Raw genomic sequence first — 21836 nt, forward strand, 5'->3', positions numbered from 1 at the left:
ACCAAACCATCATACATAAAAAAAAGCCTGTAAGGCTCTTAAAATAGATGGTCGGAGTGATAGGATTCGAACCTACGACCCTCTGGTCCCAAACCAGATGCGCTACCAAACTGCGCCACACTCCGATATTTCTATTATCACGATAGCTTGATTTATTAACTGATTATTGGCAATGCCGCTAACTGGTTAATGTTCCTCGCTATCGAGGTGCACATAATAAGGGGTAAAGTCAGTTGTGTCAACATCTATTTTCAAACTATTTAACAAAACTGCTGTTTTCTAATAAAAAGCGCCTATAACGAGTGTTTTTTGCTACAAGTACTTTCTATCTGTTTCCTTATTGCCGCTATTATACTCTATTAAAATCTTTAGGCAAGTCACTGTTAAGCGTACCGGTTAGGACATTAAAGGGCATCAACCACAGCGTTGCATGATTTGACAGCTCAGACTGCAGCGGCTGCCGCAGCGCCACCGCTTGGCGCGTGCTATCGGTTACTGGGTAGACCAGCCATACTTGCTGGGCTTGATAGGCCTGCGCATAGCTGGTCAGCTGATAGGCGTCACTGGCACTGATATCACGTGAATGTGACAAATGCTTCCATTTGATATCAATCACATGGCTACAATGATGCTTCCCTGCAGCCCTGTGTATAGGGGTTTTATGATTATAGGTTTTATGATTAACAATATCGCCAGTATCTACTATATCGCTACTAGCAGCGGTGTCATAAACCAGTAAATCTGGCTGCATAGACAAACAAGCCTGCCCTGACTCATCACTGAGCCAAACCTCTCTTGACTGACAAAAGGTTTGATAACGCGGTTTGCCGTCTACCAGCACCTGCGCGAACAATGCGGCGACGCGCTGAGTTGCCCACTGCTCAAACGCTTGGTTCATATTGATCAATAAACACAAGCGTAACGGTGAGTGATTGCGCGTAGCAAATTCTGGCGGTTGCTGCTTATTAATGCTACTTCCAGTAGCATTGCTTGATTGCTGTACCTGTAATAACCAATAAGCCAAGTCCAGTAGCTGATGCGCTGAGTGCCGCTGTGGCCTTGCCAGTGGCTGACTGTCTAGCTGCCGCTTCGCCGTTAAGTATAGTGCTTCAAGCTGCTTGAGCTCATACTGGCTAAACGCGACAACCTGTCGCCATGGCATCACTGCGACAGACCATAACGCTGACTGCACCCCATATCCATACTGCGAACCTGCCAACTGCTGAACCAATAGCAGCGCACTTTTGATCAAGCGATTGGCTAGCGTGTCTTGGCTGAGCTGACTGATCTCACTGACAAACTTGTGCGGCTGGTGGCTGTTACGTCGCAACTGCTCTTTGATTAGCAGCTTACCCTGTAGCATAGATTGATTGCGTCTCTGCGTTTGATACTCTGTCGTCGGCTGATAACCAGACAGCAACTGCAAAAACTGCGTGACAAACCACTGTGATAAGGGCGGCGTTTGTGTTGCTAGTAGAGCGAGGTGCGGACTGAGCTGACCTAAGTTTTTCGTGTGAGGCAGCTTGCTGTTGTGTGCTGTCGCCGTTAAGTCAGTCAACATCTGCTGCACCCATTGACGGGTACGTAATATGTCTTTCTCTTGTTGTGCATGACTATGGTTAGATGTTCTAGTGTTAGACATTCCGCGATTAGACATTCCAGCGACAAGTTTTGGCAATATCTCAAGCGTGATGCCACTTGGTAGCATGATGACGCCAATGTAATGACCGACTTTTAGTTGCCATTGTCCATGTTGGCGTTTGATGGTGAATACCGCAAACTCTTGCGCCAACAGCCAGTCAAAATCTGACCTCCGAGCAAAGTTCTGTACGCTTAAACGCTGATGTTCAAACACGCTCATAATAGATATATGAGATGCCTTTAAACCAATGCCATTAGCGTCATTAGTACTCTGAGCAGCGACTGCGCCATATTTTTTAGTAATCATAAGTATCAATACAGGTGCTGATAGACAGTAGCATGGATAAATTCACCCGTTTTTGTGATGAGGTCTGGGTTGATACGATAGCTACCCATGTGCAGCGTTGAACCTGAAAACGCATTGTGACTGGCAAACAGTGAGCTATGACTCACATCATGATGAGCTTGAGCAATGTCTGACTGCTGCTGTCCCGCAGCCTGATCGTCGTGAATAAACTGTGTGGCAGTTGGCTGCTGTTCATCATTAAACAAATACTGTAATAGCGCCACCTGCCCACCTGCTGCTTGTGCCAACTGCGGAATGATTTGCTCGCTCAAGACGCTTTGTAGCTGCTCTAGACTCGTTACCGACAATAAAAAGGCGTGACCCAATTGTGCATCCTGCCCTAAGGTCTGACTGATACGATGATTTAGGCCAGAGAGCACTTTTGCTAGATCAATAGTCTCTGTCGTCTCATTCATGTCCGATTTATCTGAGCCATCTGAGCTTATCGATACGTTATCAGAGGTCTGGATAATAGGAAGCAGCTCAGGCTGTGGCGGACAATCGATAAAGCGGAAACGCCGACGGAGCGCCATATCTAGCGGCGCTAGCGAGTGATCTTGAGTATTCATAGTGGCATAGATATCTACGTTGGATGGCACACTGAAAGCACGTCCAGAATACGCCAAGTTTACTTGCATGGCATGCGCTTGCCCTGCGCGCTTATCAGGCTCAATCAAGCTCAGCAATTCCCCAAATACTCGCGACACATTAGCGCGGTTAATTTCATCAATCAGCATGGCATAACGATGCTCAGGATCTTTAGCCGCACGTTGGCAGAGACGTAAAAACGCACCATCTTGAATATCATAGTGCATCTGACTGCCCTGCCCACTTTTTTGATTGGCGCTCATCACTGGACGAATGCCTTCGACAAACTCTTCATAGCCGTAGGCCTGATGAAAGCTGACCATACTATAGCGCTGATTGATAATAGGCTGATGGTCTTGCTGCGCCTGCCGAAACTCCGCTAGCTGCTGAGCCAAACTGTCTAGCAGTGGAATGCTTGCCTTTAGCAAATACCACGCACCACTATTGTCTTTATCAAAGTAAGGTTGCGCTGAGCGATTTTTATACATAACTGTTTGTGAGCTGGCTGGACTGTGCGTTTGCAGCACTGACCATGCGGTGTTGCTTAAGTTTTTATCGCGCTCATTTTGGGCAGCCTTAGTGATAAAGAACTCATGGGCGACAATCTCAGGTACCTTGACCAAGTCTTGCTGCTGGGCTTTTAAATCTAAAAACACCAAACACACCACTTCTCGCCAGCTCAGGTCATGTAACAGCTGTGCTAGCAGCTCATGACTATCCGTTGCTGATAGCTGATGAGTGTACTCCTTCGCAAGCTGTAGCAGTCGATATGTCTTTCCCGTACCAGCCACACCTGTATAAATGATGTTGGTTGGCTGGGTAGTGTTTTGATTGCTACTGTTTACACTGTTAATATTTAGACTGTTAATGGACGAACCACTCATGGATGAACTCAGCATTTATAAGATCTGTTGTATTTTGCACGCGCTATATTGCACTTTTTGAGCGTGGTAGTTTAAGTTAATAATGACAGGCGTATGCGGGTTAATGCTAACATAGCCAAGTGTGCTATTGCTTGCTAATACTTATAGCATGCTGCTTAACTACTGTCCCATTAGGTTAATTTGAGGAACTTTTATGTCAGGATTACTAAATAAATTACCCGGTAAGCTATCAGCGAAGATACCGACTGAGTTGCCAGTCAACCTACCAGAAAAGATCTCTGATGCGCTTAGCCCTCAAAATGACGCGCCAAAAAGCAGCCTCAAACCGATCAACAATCAGTTTTCTAAGCTGCTGGCCGTCACCAAATATTTACCTGCCGGCGCGCGCTCAAGTATTTTATCTAAGGCTTTTGGCAAAGTCGTTCCTTATGTGGGCACCACAGGCATCTATTACGAAACGGTCGATCCCAATCAGGTCGTGGTCAGTCTAAACAATAATAAAGCGGTACAAAACCATATCGGCTCAATCCACGCAGTCGCGGTGACGCTACTTGCCGAAACGGCCACAGGCTTTATTTTAGGGTTAAACCTACCTTCTGACCGTGTGTTATTGATCAAATCTTACTCAGTGAATTTTTATCGTCCTCTTAGGAAGGGTCAGGTTGCTGCCATTGCTACTTTGAGTGATGAGCAGCGCTTAGATATCTTGAACCAGCCCAAAGGTGAGATGGTCATCCCGTGTGTCATCAATGATCGTGAGTCTGATAGTGAGCGCGACCCTATTACCGTTGAGATGACATGGGCGTGGGTGCCTAAGTCTGAACTAGAAGCACGCCGTCAAGGAAAGTCTCAGGACAAACCTGTAGAGGAAAACATCATTCAAGCTGAGCAAAATGACCAATCAGCGACTTAAACACCACTATAGTGGATTGGCTATACTGAACAACAAACGACTAACGGAAAATAGTTACACAATCATGCGATACTGGGGTGAACCTAAGTAATAAGGAGACATTGATGTCCAAGTTTACCAAGAAAGTTAGTGCAAACTTATCTAAGGCGTTACTAGTAGGCGCCTGCTCATTAGGGCTGGCTATCAGCGCTCATGCTGCTCCAGAGAAAGCGGCTGCTAATGTAACCATGACCAAATCCACTCCTGTTTTTCTGGGTGGTGGTGGCGAGTATCCATTCTCTAGCGCGGTGCGTGTGGGAGATACTTTATATATGTCAGGGCAACTTGGCTTTAAAGACGGCAAACTGGTTGAAGGTGGTATTGAAGCAGAGACCAAGCAAGTATTAGATAATATCAATGGGGTATTGCTACAGTATGGCTATAAAAAGTCAGACCTTGTTAAGTGTATGGTCATGCTGACCGATATAAACGACTTTAACGCGTTTAATGAAGTCTATAAAGCGGAACTTGCCAAACCTTATCCAGTACGCTCAGCGTTTGCGGTAAAAGACTTGGCCGTCGGTGCCAATGTTGAAGTTGAATGTATCGCGGCAAAATAATAGCGACGTGCAGCTTTATAGCATTAAAACTAAATCGTATTAAGATCAAATAACTGGCTTTTATAGTCAGTTATTTTTTTAGATGCTATACCCATCTCTTATCTAAGCATTTTACCCAAGTATCGTGTCATCGATGACAGCGCTCTCTTTGGTCACTCGCAGCACCTCCTCCAAAGTTGTCCGTCCTACGATCACTTTATGCAATCCATCAGCACGAATGGACGGGGTCTTTTGTCTGGCATAGGCTTCTAGCTCGTACTCTGCGGTATTGCTATGAATCATACGCCGTAACGTGTCGTCAACAGGCACGACCTCATATATCGCTGTACGGCCTTTAAAGCCAGACTGATTGCATTTATCACAGCCGACTGGCTTGGGTAAGTTGATCGACTTATCTGTCAAACCCTCCGCACCTACCTCTATACCAATCTCGCTAAACAGTTTGGCTTGCTCAGTATCAGCTGCTTGCCATGTATGGCAATGTGAGCACAGTGTCCGCACCAAGCGCTGCGCAACCACCCCGATCAATGACGATGACAATAAAAATGGTTCCACACCCATGTCTTGCAAACGCGTCACCGCACCAATAGCCGTATTGGTATGCAAGGTTGATAATACCAAATGCCCCGTCAATGACGCTTGTACCGCGATTTCAGCGGTTTCAATATCTCGAATTTCACCAACCATTACCACGTCTGGATCTTGACGTAGCATCGCTCGTAGGCTTTTGGCAAAAGTCATATCGACTTTATTATTCACCTGCGTCTGCCCGATACCATCCAGCTGAAACTCAATAGGATCTTCAGCGGTCAAGATATTACGCGTTTGATCATTGAGGTCGGTCAGTGCCGCATACAGGGTGGTGGTCTTACCTGAACCGGTCGGACCAGTCACCAAAATAATGCCGTGTGGACGGTGGATCAAGCGTTTGAGCTCAGTATAATCATTATCCGAGAGCCCAAGGTACGTCATATTTAAGCGTCCTGCTTGTTTATCCAACAGCCGCATCACCACGCGTTCACCAAAGCTTGAAGGTAGCGTAGAGACACGCACATCGACCTCACGCCCTGCCAGTCGTAAACTGATACGCCCATCTTGCGGTACGCGCTTTTCGGCGATATCGAGTTTGGCCATCACTTTAATACGTGATACCAAGAGCGGTGCCAGTTGGCGTTTTGGCGTGATGATTTCTTTGAGCTCACCATCGACACGAAAGCGTACCACTAGCCGCTTCTCAAAAGTTTCGATATGAATGTCTGAGGCATTGAGACGAATGGCTTCGGACAACAGCGCATTAATCAGACGAATAATGGGCGCATCATCTTGCTGATCCATCAAATCTTCGGTCTCAGGCACGCTGTCTGCTAAGCTGTCCAAATCAGGATGATCTTCTAGTCCAGCGGCAATATGCTGTGATTCGCCTGTATTGCCTGCATAAGCGGCATTCATACGTTTTTCAAACTCATCTGGGCTGACACTTTCGTACGTCGGTACGCCACGAACGCCTTGCTGCTGCAAAAACCGCACCGCTTCATTGATAGCTGATAGCGGCGTCGCTTTGGTTAAAACCAACGTCGGCGGCAGCTCAGGGTCCATGGCCAAAACAAGCAAAAGCTGATGGCGCTTGGCAAAACTGTACGGCAGTTGCATCATAAAGACGACCTGATCAAAATAAAATACATGAATGCGTTAAACTGGTTAAAGTTTGTCAGTAAGCGCTGATGAGTTTGTTATAATAACATTTTGCTTTGCGTGATTCGCAAGGCTTTTGCGCCATTTTATGATGAGATGAGCAGGCGTTGGCCATTTGAATGACCTTTAGCGCTTTACTCTATATTTGTTGTTTATTTATTGAATGACGCTTTTATCTTTTATAGTCCGTCTATTATCAGGATGCCAGATATGTCACAAGCTCTATCCCAAACTACTACTGAAAGCCTAGCACTTCCTCAAGATACCTTTACGGTGGGTAGTCGTACATTTTCGTCACGTTTACTGGTAGGTACTGGCAAGTATAAAGACATGAATGAGACGGGTGCTGCCATTGCCACTTCAGAGGCAGAGATTGTGACGGTTGCCATTCGTCGTACTAATATTGGTCAAAACAGTAATGAGCCAAATTTACTGGATGTAATCTCACCGGATAAATATACCATTTTACCCAATACTGCGGGTTGTTTTGATGCCGAAACAGCGGTTCGTACTTGTAAGCTTGCTCGCGAGCTATTAGGCGGGCATAATCTAGTCAAGCTTGAGGTATTAGGGGATGAAAAAACCCTCTACCCTAATGTAATGGAAACATTAAAAGCAGCACAAGTATTGGTTGATGATGGGTTTGAGGTGATGGTATATACTTCAGATGACCCTATCGTTGCACAAGAGCTTGAGAGCATGGGCTGTGTCGCCATTATGCCACTTGGCAGCCTTATCGGCTCTGGTCTTGGGCTGCTCAATCGTCATACCTTAAGCCTCATCATCGAAAACGCCAAAGTACCTGTGTTAGTGGATGCAGGCGTTGGCACAGCATCCGATGCGGCGATCGCGATGGAGCTTGGCTGCGATGGCGTACTCATGAACTCAGCCATTGCCAATGCACAAAATCCAGTGCTGATGGCACAAGCAATGAAACATGCCATTTGGGCAGGTCGTGAGGCGTTTTTGGCAGGCCGTATGCCGATGCGCAAGATGGCAGCTGCCAGCTCACCGCAGACTGGCTACTTTTTTCAGTAGCTTATGGAAGCGTACTGTTATTTACATACTGGTATTTACGCACTGGTACTTAACTTATGCTCCATATACAAAGTATTTATAAAACACAATTATAAAGCTTGGACACAGCAGTCTATATTTGTATAGACGCCTTGTTGTCGTAATCATTTAAGGTATCAGTAATTATTTAAGCTATTAGCAATTCTATAAGGTAGTAATCATTTAAGTAGGCGCTTATATGGTGAATATGAATAGCTCATTACCCATTATTTATCGCCATAAAAGGACTTATTATGCGACTTTTGACAGCAGTTGATCAGCTATTTTTAATTCTTGAATCGCGTAAACAGCCGATGCATGTGGGCGGTTTGTTCTTGTTTGAGTTGCCCGAAGACGCTCAGGGTGCCGAGCATAATTTTGTTTACGAGTTGGTCAAGCAGATGCAAAACTCTGAGGTACCACCAAGCTTTCCATTTAACCAAGTGCTTGAGAATCTGATTTTTTGGAAAGAAGATAAACACTTTGATGTTGAGCATCACTTTCACCATGTCGCCCTACCCAAGCCTGCCCGCGTGCGCGAACTGCTTATGTATGTTTCAAGAGAGCATGGACGCCTGCTTGACCGTGCTATGCCACTATGGGAATGCCATGTGATTGAAGGCGTGCAACCAGATACCGAAGATGGCCCTGAGCGTTTCGCATTATATTTCAAGATTCACCACTCTCTAGTTGATGGTATCGCCGCCATGCGCCTACTGCAAAAGACGCTATCACAATCACCGACCGAAACAGTCACTCTGCCAGTCTGGTCGTTAGTCGCTCGCCATCGCAACCAAATCAACGCTGCATCACCTGCCAAACGCTCGGCCTTTGGAATTGTAAAAGAGCAACTATCCACCATCAAGCCTGTATTTACAGAGTTGTTGGATAATCTAAAAAACTATGGTGATGACGACTATGTCGGTACGTTTGACGCGCCCATGAGCATATTGAACAAGCGTATATCTGCTTCACGGCGGATAGCGGCTCAGTCTTATGACATCAAGCGCTTTCATGATATTGCTGATAAGTTAGAGGTGAGTAGAAACGATGTGGTGCTTGCTGTTTGTGCTGGCGCCATCCGTCGCTACTTAATATCGATGAAGGCTTTGCCTACCAAGCCATTGATTGCGTTTGTACCGATGTCACTACGCAGTGATAACAGCACAGCAGGCAATCAGCTCTCATTTGTGTTGGCCAATTTGGGCACACATCTAGACGACCCAATGCGCCGAATGAAGCTGATTCATCGCAGTATGAATAATGGTAAACGCCGCTTTAGACGTATGACCCAAGCGCAAGTCATCAACTACAGCGCCATCGCCTATGCGTGGGAAGGTATCAATCTGGCGACTGGTCTCTTTCCAAAAAAACAAGCCTTTAACCTGATCATCTCCAATGTTCCTGGCTCTGAAAAGCCATTGTATTGGAACGGTGCACGTCTGCAAGCCTTGTATCCAGCTTCTGTTGTATTTAACGGACAAGCCATGAATATTACGCTTGCCAGTTATTTGGATAAGATTGAGTTTGGTATCACTGCTTGTAGCAAGACCTTGCCTCATGTGCAAGACATGCTCTTGTTGATAGAAGAAGAGTTGCAACTACTAGAACGCACCAGCGACGAGTTACCGTCAGGGTTGGGGCTTCGTGACTAGCCAAACCAGACAAAAACCATAGACAATAAAAAAGCTGGCTCCATAACGGAACCAGCTTTTTTACATTTGTGAGTCTGACAGACTTACAGCTTTGTCATTGGCTTATACTACATCACGCCATGTTGGCACGACCACTTGCATCAATGGCTTCAATAGCTTCACATTACACGCAAAGATAGAGCCAGAGGTCATAGAATTGTGTGCACCTGTATGATCAACGACCACACCGCGTGCCTCTGATACGATCAGCTCACCCGCTGCGATGTCCCACGGCTTGATAGACATCTCAAAGTAACCATCAAAACGCCCTGCAGCCACATAACACAAATCAAGTGCTGCTGACCCTAAACGGCGAGTTTGACCACCTGCCTCAGCGACCTTTTGTAAACTCTCAAAATGCTCTTTGGCATAAGAGATGACTTGACCATCACGCTTGCGCTCAAGAGGATGCCCAGTCGTAAATAAACCACCATCAATGGTTTTACGCTCACCAACGCTGATACGGCGCTGATTCAAACGAGCACCTTTACCGCGACTGGCAGAGAACATCTCATCACGAATTGGATCGTAGACCACACCATGTTGCGTCACGCCTTTATGCTGCACGGCTATCGATACACAGAAATGCGGTACGCCATAAACGAAGTTTTTGGTACCATCTAGCGGATCAATAATCCAGCACCAATCAGCATCTTCGCCTTGGCCTTCTTGCATACCAAACTCTTCACCCAAAAACGAGTGATTCGGATAGCTGTTTTTTAGTGTGGCTATGGTCAGCTCTTCACTATAGCGGTCGATGCGTGTTACCAAGCCATCGAGACCTTTTGACTCCGTCTCAAACTCGACTTTGTGGCGGTTTTGATGCGCGTATAAAATTTCTGCACCAACTTTTTCGGCAGTACGCGCTGCGATGACGACCATGGGTTCCATAAATAACCTATCTGCTTAATGAATGAATAAAAACGAAAGAATGAGAACTACTAATATTGCCTATATACTCGTAAACAGCAGAGCGATTGTCCACTGTATTACCTTACTTCTCTACAACCTAAAAACACTGCTAACAGCATACTAAAAACACGAAATAAGAAAAATCAAAAACACCAAGCTTACCATCTTTCATGGTTGCCATCACAAACTACGTAAGCTGTAAAACAATGAGCACCTGCGGCAAGCAGGCGTTACGACATTTTAAATATTTTTGGTCAAATCATACTTCGATTAATCGGAGTTTTATTTTTCTCGAGGTATCTTAAAGCTTTCTCTGTTTACTTAACCTTTTCTATCCACTTAATACATCTATGCTTTTTCAGACAATAAACGCTGTAGCTGAATAACCACACCGCTCACGTCAAGGCCACAATCCGCTAACTGCTCTGCCTGTGAACCATGGGCGATAAAACGATCTGGAATACCAATATTACAAATAGCGGGACGGCTAGTGGCAAAGGCTGGAGACGCATTAAGCAAGTACTCATTGACAGCACTACCAGCCCCACCCATGATCGTATGCTCTTCTAGGGTTGCTATATGGGTGACGCCTTGCTCAAGCAAAGTCTCAAGCAAATTGGTATCTAATGGCTTCACCCAGCGCATATTAACGACCTGCACCTGACAATCGGATTTCACATCGTCAGATGTCAAAGCTTGGGCCGCTTGCTCCGCAGTGGCTACCATTGTACCGAATGCGAGCAGCGCAAGCTTCTTAGGGGCGTTTGCTTGCCCTAAGACTGACTCTACGACTGCTTGACCTACTTTATAGCTCTGCGCTGGGCGGCTGATCATCGCACCAGTACCTGTGCCACGTGGGTAGCGTACTGCGGTGCTACCTTGGTACTCATAGCAAGTATTCAACAAGTGATAGCACTCATTTTCATCTTTTGGTGTGGCGATTAGCATGTTGGGCACACAGCGCAAAAAAGCCAAGTCAAACACGCCCGCATGAGTAGCACCATCTTCACCGACCAAGCCTGCTCGATCGATAGCAAAAGTCACATCAAGGTCTTGTAGGGCAACATCATGAATAAGCTGATCGTAACCACGCTGCAAAAAAGTGGAGTAAATAGCCACAACTGGCTTGACGCCTTGAGTAGCCATACCACCTGCGAGTGTCACTGCATGTTGTTCAGCAATCGCCACATCAAAGAAACGCTCAGGGAAATGACGCGCAAAGTCAATCATACCCGAGCCTTCTTCCATAGCAGGGGTAATAGCGAGCAGCTTGTCATCCTCAGCAGCTTTGTCACATAAGAACTGACCAAACACTTGCGAATACTTCAGTGCCGGCACCATAGTATCAGCAGCGTTGTCTTTCTTTGAGTCAGTCTTCGCTACTTCTTCTACAGGTAACTTGCTAATCGCATGATAACCGACTGGATCAGCCTCAGCAGGAGAAAAACCTTTACCTTTAGTGGTATAAATATGTACCAATACAGGTCCAGACACTTGCTTCGCTAGCGATAATACTCGCAGCAGCTCAGGCATGTCATGACCATCAAACGGGCCAAAATAAGTAAAGCCTATGGCTTTGAATAAGTTGTCTTCTAATTGCGGTACATTGCGCTGCTCACTATGACGCTTGCGTCTATCATAAGCCCGCATATCTGGGCGACGGCGGATTAATGGCTCACCTTCATCTGAGATATCGACCTGATAACCTGACTCCCAAAGCATCGCTAAATGTCTTGAAAAACCGCCAATAGAGCAGGATATCGACATATCATTGTCATTTAGAACGACTAATAAATCAGCGTCTTGTTGTACAGCGTCATTCATGGCTTCAAAGGCCATGCCACCTGTCATCGCACCGTCACCTATCACACAAGCGACGGTCTGCGGACGACCTTGATAGCGCAGCGCCAAGCTCATTCCCAGACCTGCTGAAATAGAGGTTGAAGAATGACCAACACCAAAAGTGTCATAAATAGACTCAGCACGCTCAGGAAACGCAGTCAGACCTTCTTTTGAGCGGATACTGCCAAGCTTGTCACGACGTCCGGTCAAGACTTTATGCGCATAAGCTTGATGACCCACATCCCAAATAATCTGGTCGTTAGGAGCATCTAATAAATAATGTAGCGCAATGGTCAGCTCGATCACGCCTAAGTTTGCACCAAAATGCCCACCACTTTGGCCTGCTGAATATAATAAAAACAAGCGCAGCTCATCAGCCAAAGTAATCAGCTGATCTGTAGTGAGTGCTTTTAGGTCTAACGGCGCATCAATAGCGTCGAGTAGTGGCGTGTCAGGACGCGTACGCGGTATCTGCTCGAAGGTCTGTTGCAAGCCAGATAGGTATGCAGCAGAGTCGGTAGCTGATGGCGTAGAGAGCGACGCAGGTGAAGACCAAGACTGTGTGGAATAAGATGTCTGCTGCATAAATCGTACGATACCTACCAATCTGCTGACAAGATGCTACCTTAACATACCACCACCCTGCCTTACCGTATTGATAAGGCAGTATGGGATAATCCAACTCTCAATAATCACAAACGATGTACGATTATCAAGGATAAGTTAAGACATGGTTGACGCATCGTCATTGTGTTATTCGATTTTGCATAAGTATAGCCACATCTTTCTTTCTCAGTAAAATGTGAGCTCACTATGCGCTAATGACGATACAGTAATGTAAGGACAAAGACTTGTCACTGTATCCATTAAAATAGTATGGCATAATAGCATTTTTTTTAAACAGTCGCTTTAATCATCGTGCGTAGTCTGTGAACTTTGTGTGTTTTTCTCGCAAATACGACTAACATGCTATTTTTGCTAGCATTATACAACCATATCACCATAGTTATCACGACATGACTATGACTACACCATCTACTATCACGATGATCAGTCTATCGCAGGACATTAATGTCATATCAATTTATTACTAGTGCTAAGTTGCCCACTCGTCATGGCGAGTTTGATCTTCATGTCTTTGAGAATCAAGACGGTCAGGAGCATGTCATGCTCACTGTCGGCCTGCCTGTGGTCGATCAAGACATAGAGCTTGATGCTACCTTGGACAAAAAAGACGACGAGCTGTCACAGCGTCTCGCCCCATTAGTGCGCATTCACTCTGAGTGCTTGACAGGGGATGCTTTTAGCTCCTTAAAGTGTGACTGCGGGCCACAGCTAAATACTGCCATGCAAGCGATACAGGCCTCTGGCTGCGGCGCTATCTTGTACTTGCGCCAAGAAGGTCGCGGCATTGGCTTGACCAATAAGATACGTGCTTATGCCTTGCAAGATCAAGGTCATGATACGCTTGATGCCAATCTGATGCTTGGCTTGCCTGCAGATGCGCGTATTTATGATATGTGCGGGCCGATGCTGGCACATGTCGGTGTCGACGAGGTACGCCTCATCACCAACAACCCTGACAAAGTCGCTTATTTAACGGATCATGGGATCAATGTCACTGAGCGCGTGCCTTCAGTGGTCGGAGTCAATGACATGAATGCTGAGTATTTAGCGACCAAGCGTGACCGTATGGGGCACTTACTTGATAAAGAGTTTTATACCGAGGCTCACCTCAATAAATGAACGTTAAAATAAAGGGCGTCATTGGCCTTACAATTTATCATCACCTACTTTTATTATAGATGTTTTTATGACTATTCCTAATATACTAAGTTCGACAACAGCTGCTGATACTAACGTCGTTCCTACGAATAACGATATTGCGCGGGTACGTGAGTTTTTAGTCAACCTGCAAGCAGAAATCTGCCAAGCCTTAGAGGCGCAAGAGCGTGATGGCGGCGGCGATGCAACCTTTGTTCCTGATGACTGGGAACGCCCTGAAGGCGGCGGTGGTCGTTCCTGTATCTTGGCAGATGGTGAGGTCATCGAAAAAGCAGGCGTCATGTTTAGCCATATCCATGTCCATAACTTGCCTGCCTCAGCGACCGCACGCCATCCCAATATCGCTGGCCGTAAGGCCCAAGCAATGGGCGTATCACTGGTTGTGCATCCAAGGAACCCCAACGTCCCTACCAGTCATGCCAACGTGCGTCTATTCGTCGCCGAAGCAGACGGTGAGGATCCTATCTGGTGGTTTGGTGGCGGTTTTGATTTGACACCCTTCTATCCAGTATTAGCCGATTGTGTACATTGGCATCAGGTCTGTCATGACTTATGTGCACCTTTTGGTGACACTATTTATCCTGATTTCAAACAATGGTGTGATGAATACTTTTATCTGCGTCATCGTGATGAGCAGCGCGGCGTAGGGGGTTTGTTTTATGATGATGTCAATACGGACAGCCGTGGCTGGGACTTTGAGACTTGCTTTGATTTTATGAAAGCAGTAGGTAATGGCTATCTGGACGGCATTCTTCCCATCTTTGAACAACGTAAAAATACTCCTTTTACCGACGAGCAGCGTGAATTTCAGCTATATCGCCGTGGACGTTATGTGGAATATAATCTAGTCTATGATCGTGGCACGCTCTTTGGGCTACAGAGTAATGGACGAATCGAGTCCATCTTGGTCAGTATGCCGCCATTGGTAAGTTGGCACTATCGCTTCGAGCCTGAACCAGGTACCGCAGAGTTTGAGCTGACCGATTATTACTTAAAGCCTCGTGATTGGTTGAATGGATAACATAAACTACATCATTTATACCAATTATGGTCATATTAGTAGATAATTTATCTACAATAGTCATTTAAACAGAGCGATTTTTATAAAATCACTTTTAAAAGATGGTTAATGTTAAACAACATGTTATCGCCATTTAATTTGGAGGCCAGCATTTACTTACGTGCCAATTATTTAAGTGCTTATTAATCAATAGCAACACATAAAGGAGTTATTCCTATGGTAAAGGTTCAAACCAACACCTCACTAAAGTCCATCTTTGGCATTACCCTAGTAGCCGCAGCGCTTGGTCTGTCAGCATGTAGCAGTCCTGCTAGCCCTGACATCAAAGCCCGTCAAGACAGTATGAAAAGCTGGGGTGATGCGATGGGCGTCATGGGCGATATGGCTGAAGCACCTGACACCTTTGATGCAGAAGTATTCAAAGAGCAAGCATCATACTTAGCGGGTGATGCGGCGACGCCTTGGACGCATTTTGAAGACTCAGAAGCGCTAGGTAATGCAACGTCAGCAGTATGGAGCAACAATGACGACTTCACCGCCAAAGCCGCACAATTCCAGCAAGTAACTGCTGAGTTGGATGCTGCTGCAAAAACAGCAACTAGTATCGAAGAAGTCTTGCCAGCCCTTGGCGCTGTCGGCGAGAGCTGCAAATCGTGCCACACCGACTATAAAGTAAAAGACGATAGCTAATAGTCAGCAAAACTGAGAGCAAAAAAACCGCCACATCAAATGATATGGCGGTTTTTTTATACAAATTCATGAGAAACCTGACTCTCAGCTTAGTGTGAGTTATCGTAGGCTGTGGCTTTAGCCCAGCTCAAATCTTTGCAAAAGCAAAATGCTGGGCTAAAGCCACAGCTTACGCCAACATATTTAGATAGTTGAGAGTAGGACTACTCTGTTGCTGTCTTACTAACATCAATCGCCTGCTGCTCGTGCATTTTATTGACGATAGCCGTCACAGAAGGATCGCTCAAATCTATGGTGCGTATCGGGAACGGAATATTCACGCCTGCTGCATCAAGCGCCGTTTTGATCTCTACAATGACTTGGTGAATAGAAGCGACCTTGTTGGCTTGGGTACCGTCTTCGATAAACCAGCGCACAACCAAATCTATGGATGAACCGCCAAATCCTGTCGCTATCACGCTTGGCGTAGCTTTAGTGGATACCGTGTCTGCTTTATCTAATGCCTGCAAAATCTCAGCCTTAGCCGCTTCGATGTCATCTTCATAACCGATACCGACAGCGACTTGCAAACGGCGCTGCTTATAGGCGGTATTGACAGTCAACGCCGAGGTATAGAGATCTGAGTTCGGAATGACCACCTGCCGACCATCATAAGTCTTGATGGTCGTCGCACGGATTTTGATATCCTCAACAGTGCCTTCATAATCACCTGAAACGATCTGATCACCGATACGAAATGGCTCCGAGATAAGCAGTAAAATACCTGACAATAAGTTTTGAAAAATATCCTTAAAAGCAAAACCAATAGCGACCGAGCCAATGCCGAGCGCCCCAATCAGTTTGGCAGGCGTAAATCCTGGAACAGCAATGACCATGGCGATCATAAAACCAATAAAGATAATCAGTGCCCCGCCTACCCGTTGAAACACTTTCACCAAATTCTGATGGCGACTGCGACTTCCCAATATTTTGAAGACGATCTTTTTGAAAACAGTCGATAAAAACCAAAAAATCAGAATAACAATGATTGATGCTACAAAATATGGAATACGCTCGACAAAGCCAATCAATATTCCATTTGCTGAATCAATGATGCTTTGATAGGTAAAGGCATCAGTCGTTGTCGATCCAGCAGCTGTCTCAGCACTCACGGTGGTTCCTGCCTCAGAGGTAGGCATTCAGGGGTCATTCCTTTGGTTGGTTCAGTTTTTTATTGTCAGATTTTTATTGTCAGATTTTTAAAACTAGCCCATCAAATCGGCTTGTACAATCTCAATCCAGTAGCCGTCAACGTCTTTGATAAAGGCGATGTTTTTCATGCTGCCATCTTCTGGACGTTTTTTGAATTCGACATTGTTTTTGTCAAACCAAGCCACCGCTTCATCTAGGTTCGGGACGCTAAAGCAGATATGACCAAAACCTTGTGGCTCACTATTACCATCGTGATAGCTAAAGTCAGCCTTGGTTTCAGTGCCATAGTTATGGGTCAATTCCAAAATACCGCGCTGACGGAATGCAAAGATTTCCAACTCTTCACCAGCTGGTAAATTCTCACGCTCGCTGTCAGTCAGCTTGGCTAAGAAATACAAATCAAATTCCATCTCAGGGAACTTTTTTACTGCCAGTAGCGTCATACCGAGCACGCCAGTATAAAACTCCAATGATTTAACAGGGTCTTTTACCCGTAGCATGGTGTGGTTAAAGGTAAAGCCTGAAGTCTGTGCAGAGATGGGCTGAATGCCAGCGGTATTTACACTGCTAGCTGGCTGAGCGATGGTTGATGCATTATTATCAGTTGCTGAAGTAGACATAGTTATAATTATCCTAATACATAAAAAGTAAACTTAGAAATTAGCCAATCGCCTTTATAGAGACTGTAGCGATTCGCTTGAGCCTCTCATGATACTAAATAATACTGAGGTGCGTGATAGGGTTTTGTAATAACCTGACTTAACTCATCAGTATATTCAGCCTATCACCACTCTATAACAGCAACTAGCTTTCTAAGAACAGCACTTTACCTGTTTCTAAGTCATACTCTGCACCCACAACGAGCAGCTGACCACTGTTAGTTAAGTCCTCTAACGCCCGTGAACCATGCTTAAGTTGACTGACTGACATGCGCACATTGGCGCTAATAGAACGATCGAGCAGCTCATCTGCATCGACATCTTGACCGTTGGCAGTTGCAAGTTCATGCAAGTTATAAACGCTTGGACGAATACGGTCGACGATGGACTGCAAGTTTGGAGAATAATTCTGCTCAGGATTGATAAGCGCTTCTACGCAGGCTGTGACTGCACCGCAATGTGAGTGCCCGAGTACCACAACCAACTTGGTTCCGAACTTTTCGGCGGCGAATTCGACTGAGCCAATCTGCGAAGGTGCAACCACGTTACCCGCCACCCGAATGACAAACAAATCACCCAAGCCTTGATCAAATACGATCTCAACCGGTACACGGGCATCTGAACAGCCCAAAATAATCGCCAAAGGATCTTGATTACTAATCAGCTCTGGACGTCTTTGCATACAGGGATCGGGGTTGGTTAGGCTATCGACGTAGCGGGCATTACCTTCTTTCAAAAGCTCGAGCGCTTCTTGACCTGTTTGTGGACGTGTATCAGTAGGCATGGGAGATCCTTGAGTATCAAAAATATTAAAATAATGAATGGTAGCAATTTGGATTAAGTAGATCTTGAATTAAATAAGTATTGGCAAAATGATTGCTGATAATGATTAAACTATCAGACTGATTATATTTGTTAGCCTTAAAGTAATTGTATAGGAATAGCGACTAAAAAATGATAAAAAATTTTGTTTTAATGTCGCTATCTTAAGGTTGTTTTAATAATAGCGTAATACTCCCTACAATCGAATGGCCGTAAAAATGATTAAAAAGCCACGTAAAGCTACCCCTCTCTCAACTCACTAAATATATTGGCGTAGGGACTTTAAAGAATATTTATGATTAAGACGGTATGACTCGGGTAACTTATAACGAACTTGCACTGACTTATATCAAGGGTTTGTTATAATACTGAGCAACCAGCCGACCACGCTTACGCTCATGCCAAACTACCTTGTTTACAGTGACTTATATTAATAGCTGTACTGACACGTTGGACGCTTAGGAACACATCTTATGACCGAATCGACTTCAAACATGCATAAAACCTCGGCGTCACCTGACACTGTACTGCTGCAACTGGCAGGTCTAAAAAAAGTCTACGACCATACCGAAGTACTGACTGATATTAGCCTAGATATCAAGCATGGTGAGTTTTTAACCCTCCTTGGTCCATCGGGCTGCGGCAAAACCACACTGCTGCGCTTAATTGCAGGTTTTGAGCAGCCAACAGCAGGAGCGATTTTTTTAGATGGTGTGCAGATGGCAGGCTTGCCAGCTGATAAGCGCCCAGTAAACACCGTGTTTCAGCAGTATGCACTGTTCCCGCATATGAGCGTTGCGCAAAACGTGGCTTATGGGCTAAAACTAAAGAAGGTTCCTAAAAACGAGATCCAAACGCGGGTGCGTGAAATGCTAGAAATGGTACAGCTTGAGCATCTTGCCAACCGTAAACCGCAGGATTTATCTGGTGGTCAGCAGCAGCGCGTTGCCATCGCACGTGCAGTCATCAATCGTCCTAAACTCTTGTTACTCGATGAGCCGTTATCCGCACTTGATTACAAACTGCGCCTACAAATGCAATCTGAGCTTAAGCGTTTGCAGCGTGAGCTTGGCATTACCTTTGTCTTCGTCACCCATGACCAAGAAGAAGCGCTGTCGATGTCAGATCGTATTGCGGTCATGAAAGACGGCAGGTTTCAGCAAATTGGCACGCCGATTGAGATTTATGAAACCCCTGCCAACTTATTTACCGCCAAATTCATCGGTGAGACCAATCTATTTAAAGCCGAGGTAAAAGGCGTCTATCCCGACCAGCCAGATCGTGATGGAAAAGTGACCAACGGGCGTATCGAAGTCGAGGTCTGTGAGGCGCAGGCACAAGACGGTCCAACGACATTACGTAATTTGCGTCGTCCTGACTTTGCTAATGATGTGCAAGTAGGCGACATCGTAAATTTACTGTTACGTCCTGAAGATTTGCGAATCTATGACCCGAAAGATAATGGTCACACGGGACTACTAGGCCGCGTCATTGAAAGTAACTATAAAGGCAGTACCTTAGATTCTATTATCGAATTGGCAAACGGTCATATTATTAAGGCCTCTGAGTTCTTTGATGAAGATGATCCAAGCTTTGACTATAAATTAAATGAAGCGGTCAGAGTATCATGGGTGGATGGCTGGGAGTGGGTATTGCCAGATGACTCTGTGCCTATCGAAAATAAAACTGAGCAAAATGAAGTTGGGCAAAACGTATTGGCGCAAAATAAAATTGCACAAAAGGATGGCAGCTGATGGCGCGTACTAGCCGTTTCAATTTGGGCAGCAAAAGCCCTTTTCGCACCGCAACGCTATGGCTAATCTGGGGTTGGCTACTGATATTTGCGTTATTGCCAAATATATTGGTCATCGCTGTCAGTTTTTTGACCCGTGATAGCAGTGCCTTTATTAGCTTACCTGTCAGTATCGACAGCTATATACGCATGGTTGACCCGCTGTATTTTGAGGTATTTGTCCATTCATTATGGATGGCGGGTATCACCACGATCATTTGCTTATTGCTAGGCTATCCTTTTGCCTGGTTAATATCCAAAGCCAAAGTGCGCTGGCAGCCCTTGCTAATGATGCTATTAATCCTGCCGTTCTGGACCAACTCTCTAGTACGGACTTATGCGCTGAAATTACTATTTGCCAATAACGGTTTGATTAATAAAACCCTACTAGCAATAGGTATCATCGATGCCCCTATCGATATTTTATACACCCAAGGTGCGGTAATAGCTGGACTGACTTATTTACTATTCCCGTTTATGGTATTGCCGCTCTATGCAGTATTTACCGATTTGCGTAATGACATGCTGCTTGCCTCGCAGGATTTGGGCGCTTCAAAAACGCAGACCTTTTGGCACGTGGTGCTACCCTTGACCACGCCTGGGATTATTTCAGGGGTGCTATTGGTACTATTGCCAGCGATGGGTATGTTCTATGTGGCAGATATTTTGGGTGGTTCACGCAACTTATTGGTCGGTAATATCATCAAAAACCAATTTTTGGATGCGCGCGATTGGCCATTTGGTGCCGCAGCCAGCGTGATATTGACCCTTGCGATGGCAGTACTGTTACTCGCCTATCGTGCCAGTAGCCGCCGCATTGGCAAGACCGACTTTAATGAGGTGGCCTAATGTCTAATCGATCATTAAACAACTCACCCATTAACAATAAGCGTCCTATTAAAGTTGGCAGCATCGCGGCAAAAGGCTATCTTGGCCTGATTTATGCGATGCTATATCTGCCCATCATCGTTTTGGTAGTGATGTCATTCAATGAGTCGAAGATTGGCTATACTTGGGGCGGCTTTAGCTTAAAGTGGTATGAGTCGCTATTCAATAACCAAGCGATGCTCGATGCTTTTTGGCATTCTATCGTTTTGGGTTTGGTCGCCGCGACCGTCTCAACTTTGATAGGTACACTGACAGCGCTTGCCCTACACCGCTACAACTTTCGCGGCAAAGGTCTGTTAAACGGGCTGTTGTTTGTGCTGATGATGTCACCTGAGATTGTCTTGGCTATCTCATTGCTCGCGTTATTTTTATTAATTGGTCTGCAATTAGGCTTTATATCGCTGTTACTGGCGCACATTACCTTTTGTCTGCCATTTGTGGTCATCACTGTGTTTGCACGCTTAAGCAGCTTAGATGAACGCTTGATGGAAGCCGCGCGCGACTTGGGCGCTAACGAATCGACCATGGTACGTACCGTTCTAATCCCCGTGATTCTGCCCGCAGTGATGGCAGGCTGGCTACTCGCTTTTACCTTATCATTAGATGATGTGGTGGTTTCAACCTTTGTCACTGGCCCTAGCTATGAGATTTTACCGCTGAGAATTTATTCTATGGTACGCGTAGGACTCAAGCCGGAAGTCAACGCCATTGGTACATTGCTATTGGCCGCCTCGCTTATCTTAGTCATTATCTCGCAGCTATTGTTACGTCGGCGCTAGCAATTGAAGAGTTATGAATAACCTGTCAATCTTAAGCTTTGA

Annotated in this window: 18 protein-coding genes and 1 tRNA gene; 10 read left to right on the top strand and 9 right to left on the bottom strand. The window is 45.5% G+C overall.

All coding sequences use genetic code 11. The features are described 5' to 3' along the window. Positions 1-48: 48 nt before the first annotated feature. From JMY01_RS11415 to JMY01_RS11425, 3 genes are all read right to left on the bottom strand, one after another. Positions 49-125 (bottom strand) — tRNA-Pro (locus tag JMY01_RS11415). Positions 126-349: 224 nt separating this feature from the next. Beyond that, positions 350-1948: an McrC family protein gene (locus tag JMY01_RS11420; RefSeq protein ID WP_201575880.1), complete on the bottom strand. Its 1599-nt coding sequence runs from the start codon at positions 1946-1948 to the stop codon at positions 350-352. Between the two features lie 5 nt (positions 1949-1953). Next, complete coding sequence (locus tag JMY01_RS11425; RefSeq protein ID WP_201575884.1) at positions 1954-3459, bottom strand: McrB family protein; 1506 nt, start codon at positions 3457-3459, stop codon at positions 1954-1956. Between the two features lie 193 nt (positions 3460-3652). On the opposite strand from JMY01_RS11425, the gene JMY01_RS11430 reads away from it, so the two are divergent. Then, on the top strand, positions 3653-4372 hold the full coding sequence (locus tag JMY01_RS11430; RefSeq protein WP_201575887.1) for a DUF4442 domain-containing protein: 720 nt from the start codon (positions 3653-3655) through the stop codon (positions 4370-4372). A gap of 104 nt (positions 4373-4476) precedes the next feature. Continuing rightward, a complete protein-coding gene (locus JMY01_RS11435; RefSeq protein WP_201575890.1) occupies positions 4477-4971 on the top strand; it encodes a RidA family protein in 495 nt (164 codons plus the stop codon). A gap of 111 nt (positions 4972-5082) precedes the next feature. Here the strand turns inward: JMY01_RS11435 and gspE are convergent, their stop codons facing one another. Next, positions 5083-6624 carry a type II secretion system ATPase GspE gene (gene gspE, locus JMY01_RS11440; RefSeq protein WP_201575893.1) on the bottom strand — a complete coding sequence of 514 codons (1542 nt, stop codon included), beginning with the start codon at positions 6622-6624 and terminating at the stop codon, positions 5083-5085. Positions 6625-6873: 249 nt separating this feature from the next. Between gspE and JMY01_RS11445 the strand changes: the two genes are divergently transcribed. Both JMY01_RS11445 and JMY01_RS11450 read left to right on the top strand, forming a co-directional pair. Next, positions 6874-7701, top strand: coding sequence for a thiazole synthase (locus JMY01_RS11445; RefSeq protein ID WP_201575895.1), 828 nt, complete (start codon positions 6874-6876; stop codon positions 7699-7701). Positions 7702-7973: 272 nt separating this feature from the next. Next, a complete protein-coding gene (locus JMY01_RS11450; RefSeq protein ID WP_201575896.1) occupies positions 7974-9374 on the top strand; it encodes a wax ester/triacylglycerol synthase family O-acyltransferase in 1401 nt (466 codons plus the stop codon). Positions 9375-9476: 102 nt separating this feature from the next. Here JMY01_RS11450 and JMY01_RS11455 read toward each other — a convergent pair whose 3' ends face one another. After that, positions 9477-10304 carry an inositol monophosphatase family protein gene (locus tag JMY01_RS11455; RefSeq protein ID WP_201575897.1) on the bottom strand — a complete coding sequence of 276 codons (828 nt, stop codon included), beginning with the start codon at positions 10302-10304 and terminating at the stop codon, positions 9477-9479. 369 nt (positions 10305-10673) lie between these two features. Further along, positions 10674-12752 (bottom strand): 1-deoxy-D-xylulose-5-phosphate synthase, encoded by a 2079-nt coding sequence (gene dxs, locus JMY01_RS11460; RefSeq protein ID WP_201575898.1) that lies wholly within the window; start codon positions 12750-12752, stop codon positions 10674-10676. A gap of 486 nt (positions 12753-13238) precedes the next feature. Here dxs and ribA point away from each other — a divergent pair, with 486 nt between their 5' ends. From ribA to JMY01_RS11475, 3 genes are all read left to right on the top strand, one after another. Then, the gene (ribA, locus tag JMY01_RS11465; RefSeq protein ID WP_201575899.1) at positions 13239-13913 is read left to right on the top strand and encodes a GTP cyclohydrolase II; all 675 of its coding nucleotides are present in this window, start codon (positions 13239-13241) and stop codon (positions 13911-13913) included. 67 nt (positions 13914-13980) lie between these two features. Continuing rightward, positions 13981-14973 carry an oxygen-dependent coproporphyrinogen oxidase gene (gene hemF, locus JMY01_RS11470; protein ID WP_201575900.1) on the top strand — a complete coding sequence of 331 codons (993 nt, stop codon included), beginning with the start codon at positions 13981-13983 and terminating at the stop codon, positions 14971-14973. Between the two features lie 216 nt (positions 14974-15189). Beyond that, positions 15190-15663, top strand: a complete 474-nt coding sequence (locus JMY01_RS11475) for a cytochrome c (protein ID WP_201575902.1) — start codon at positions 15190-15192, stop codon at positions 15661-15663. 203 nt (positions 15664-15866) lie between these two features. Here JMY01_RS11475 and JMY01_RS11480 read toward each other — a convergent pair whose 3' ends face one another. The 3 genes from JMY01_RS11480 to JMY01_RS11490 form a co-directional block, all read right to left on the bottom strand. Further along, complete coding sequence (locus JMY01_RS11480; RefSeq protein ID WP_201575904.1) at positions 15867-16841, bottom strand: mechanosensitive ion channel family protein; 975 nt, start codon at positions 16839-16841, stop codon at positions 15867-15869. A 66-nt stretch (positions 16842-16907) separates the two neighbouring features. Then, positions 16908-17474, bottom strand: coding sequence for a lactoylglutathione lyase (gloA, locus tag JMY01_RS11485; RefSeq protein ID WP_201575906.1), 567 nt, complete (start codon positions 17472-17474; stop codon positions 16908-16910). A gap of 184 nt (positions 17475-17658) precedes the next feature. After that, positions 17659-18297 (bottom strand): carbonic anhydrase, encoded by a 639-nt coding sequence (locus JMY01_RS11490; protein ID WP_201575908.1) that lies wholly within the window; start codon positions 18295-18297, stop codon positions 17659-17661. 511 nt (positions 18298-18808) lie between these two features. Between JMY01_RS11490 and potA the strand changes: the two genes are divergently transcribed. Genes potA through potC form a run of 3 tightly spaced genes read left to right on the top strand, consistent with a single transcriptional unit; the run spans position 18809 to position 21794 of the window. Next, on the top strand, positions 18809-20089 hold the full coding sequence (gene potA, locus JMY01_RS11495) for a spermidine/putrescine ABC transporter ATP-binding protein PotA (RefSeq protein ID WP_227677890.1): 1281 nt from the start codon (positions 18809-18811) through the stop codon (positions 20087-20089). After that, positions 20089-20976, top strand: a complete 888-nt coding sequence (potB, locus tag JMY01_RS11500; protein ID WP_201575909.1) for a spermidine/putrescine ABC transporter permease PotB — start codon at positions 20089-20091, stop codon at positions 20974-20976. Before potA ends, potB begins: the two co-directional genes overlap by 1 nt. Further along, positions 20976-21794: a spermidine/putrescine ABC transporter permease PotC gene (gene potC / locus JMY01_RS11505; protein WP_201575911.1), complete on the top strand. Its 819-nt coding sequence runs from the start codon at positions 20976-20978 to the stop codon at positions 21792-21794. Before potB ends, potC begins: the two co-directional genes overlap by 1 nt. The last annotated feature ends 42 nt before the right edge of the window (positions 21795-21836 follow it).

The sequence above is a fragment of the Psychrobacter sp. H8-1 genome (assembly GCF_904846575.1).
GTDB classification, from domain to species: domain Bacteria; phylum Pseudomonadota; class Gammaproteobacteria; order Pseudomonadales; family Moraxellaceae; genus Psychrobacter; species Psychrobacter fulvigenes.

Bases quoted from the DNA above. Each gene is read 5' to 3' on its own strand.
- JMY01_RS11420 (WP_201575880.1), bottom strand. From the start codon at position 1,948: ATGATTACTAAAAAATATGGCGCAGTCGCTGCTCAGAGTACTAATGAC.
- JMY01_RS11425 (WP_201575884.1), bottom strand. From the start codon at position 3,459: ATGAGTGGTTCGTCCATTAACAGTCTAAATATTAACAGTGTAAACAGT.
- JMY01_RS11430 (WP_201575887.1), top strand. From the start codon at position 3,653: ATGTCAGGATTACTAAATAAATTACCCGGTAAGCTATCAGCGAAGATA.
- JMY01_RS11435 (WP_201575890.1), top strand. From the start codon at position 4,477: ATGTCCAAGTTTACCAAGAAAGTTAGTGCAAACTTATCTAAGGCGTTA.
- gspE (WP_201575893.1), bottom strand. From the start codon at position 6,624: ATGATGCAACTGCCGTACAGTTTTGCCAAGCGCCATCAGCTTTTGCTT.
- JMY01_RS11445 (WP_201575895.1), top strand. From the start codon at position 6,874: ATGTCACAAGCTCTATCCCAAACTACTACTGAAAGCCTAGCACTTCCT.
- JMY01_RS11450 (WP_201575896.1), top strand. From the start codon at position 7,974: ATGCGACTTTTGACAGCAGTTGATCAGCTATTTTTAATTCTTGAATCG.
- JMY01_RS11455 (WP_201575897.1), bottom strand. From the start codon at position 10,304: ATGGAACCCATGGTCGTCATCGCAGCGCGTACTGCCGAAAAAGTTGGT.
- dxs (WP_201575898.1), bottom strand. From the start codon at position 12,752: ATGCAGCAGACATCTTATTCCACACAGTCTTGGTCTTCACCTGCGTCG.
- ribA (WP_201575899.1), top strand. From the start codon at position 13,239: ATGTCATATCAATTTATTACTAGTGCTAAGTTGCCCACTCGTCATGGC.
- hemF (WP_201575900.1), top strand. From the start codon at position 13,981: ATGACTATTCCTAATATACTAAGTTCGACAACAGCTGCTGATACTAAC.
- JMY01_RS11475 (WP_201575902.1), top strand. From the start codon at position 15,190: ATGGTAAAGGTTCAAACCAACACCTCACTAAAGTCCATCTTTGGCATT.
- JMY01_RS11480 (WP_201575904.1), bottom strand. From the start codon at position 16,841: ATGCCTACCTCTGAGGCAGGAACCACCGTGAGTGCTGAGACAGCTGCT.
- gloA (WP_201575906.1), bottom strand. From the start codon at position 17,474: ATGTCTACTTCAGCAACTGATAATAATGCATCAACCATCGCTCAGCCA.
- JMY01_RS11490 (WP_201575908.1), bottom strand. From the start codon at position 18,297: ATGCCTACTGATACACGTCCACAAACAGGTCAAGAAGCGCTCGAGCTT.
- potA (WP_227677890.1), top strand. From the start codon at position 18,809: ATGACCGAATCGACTTCAAACATGCATAAAACCTCGGCGTCACCTGAC.
- potB (WP_201575909.1), top strand. From the start codon at position 20,089: ATGGCGCGTACTAGCCGTTTCAATTTGGGCAGCAAAAGCCCTTTTCGC.
- potC (WP_201575911.1), top strand. From the start codon at position 20,976: ATGTCTAATCGATCATTAAACAACTCACCCATTAACAATAAGCGTCCT.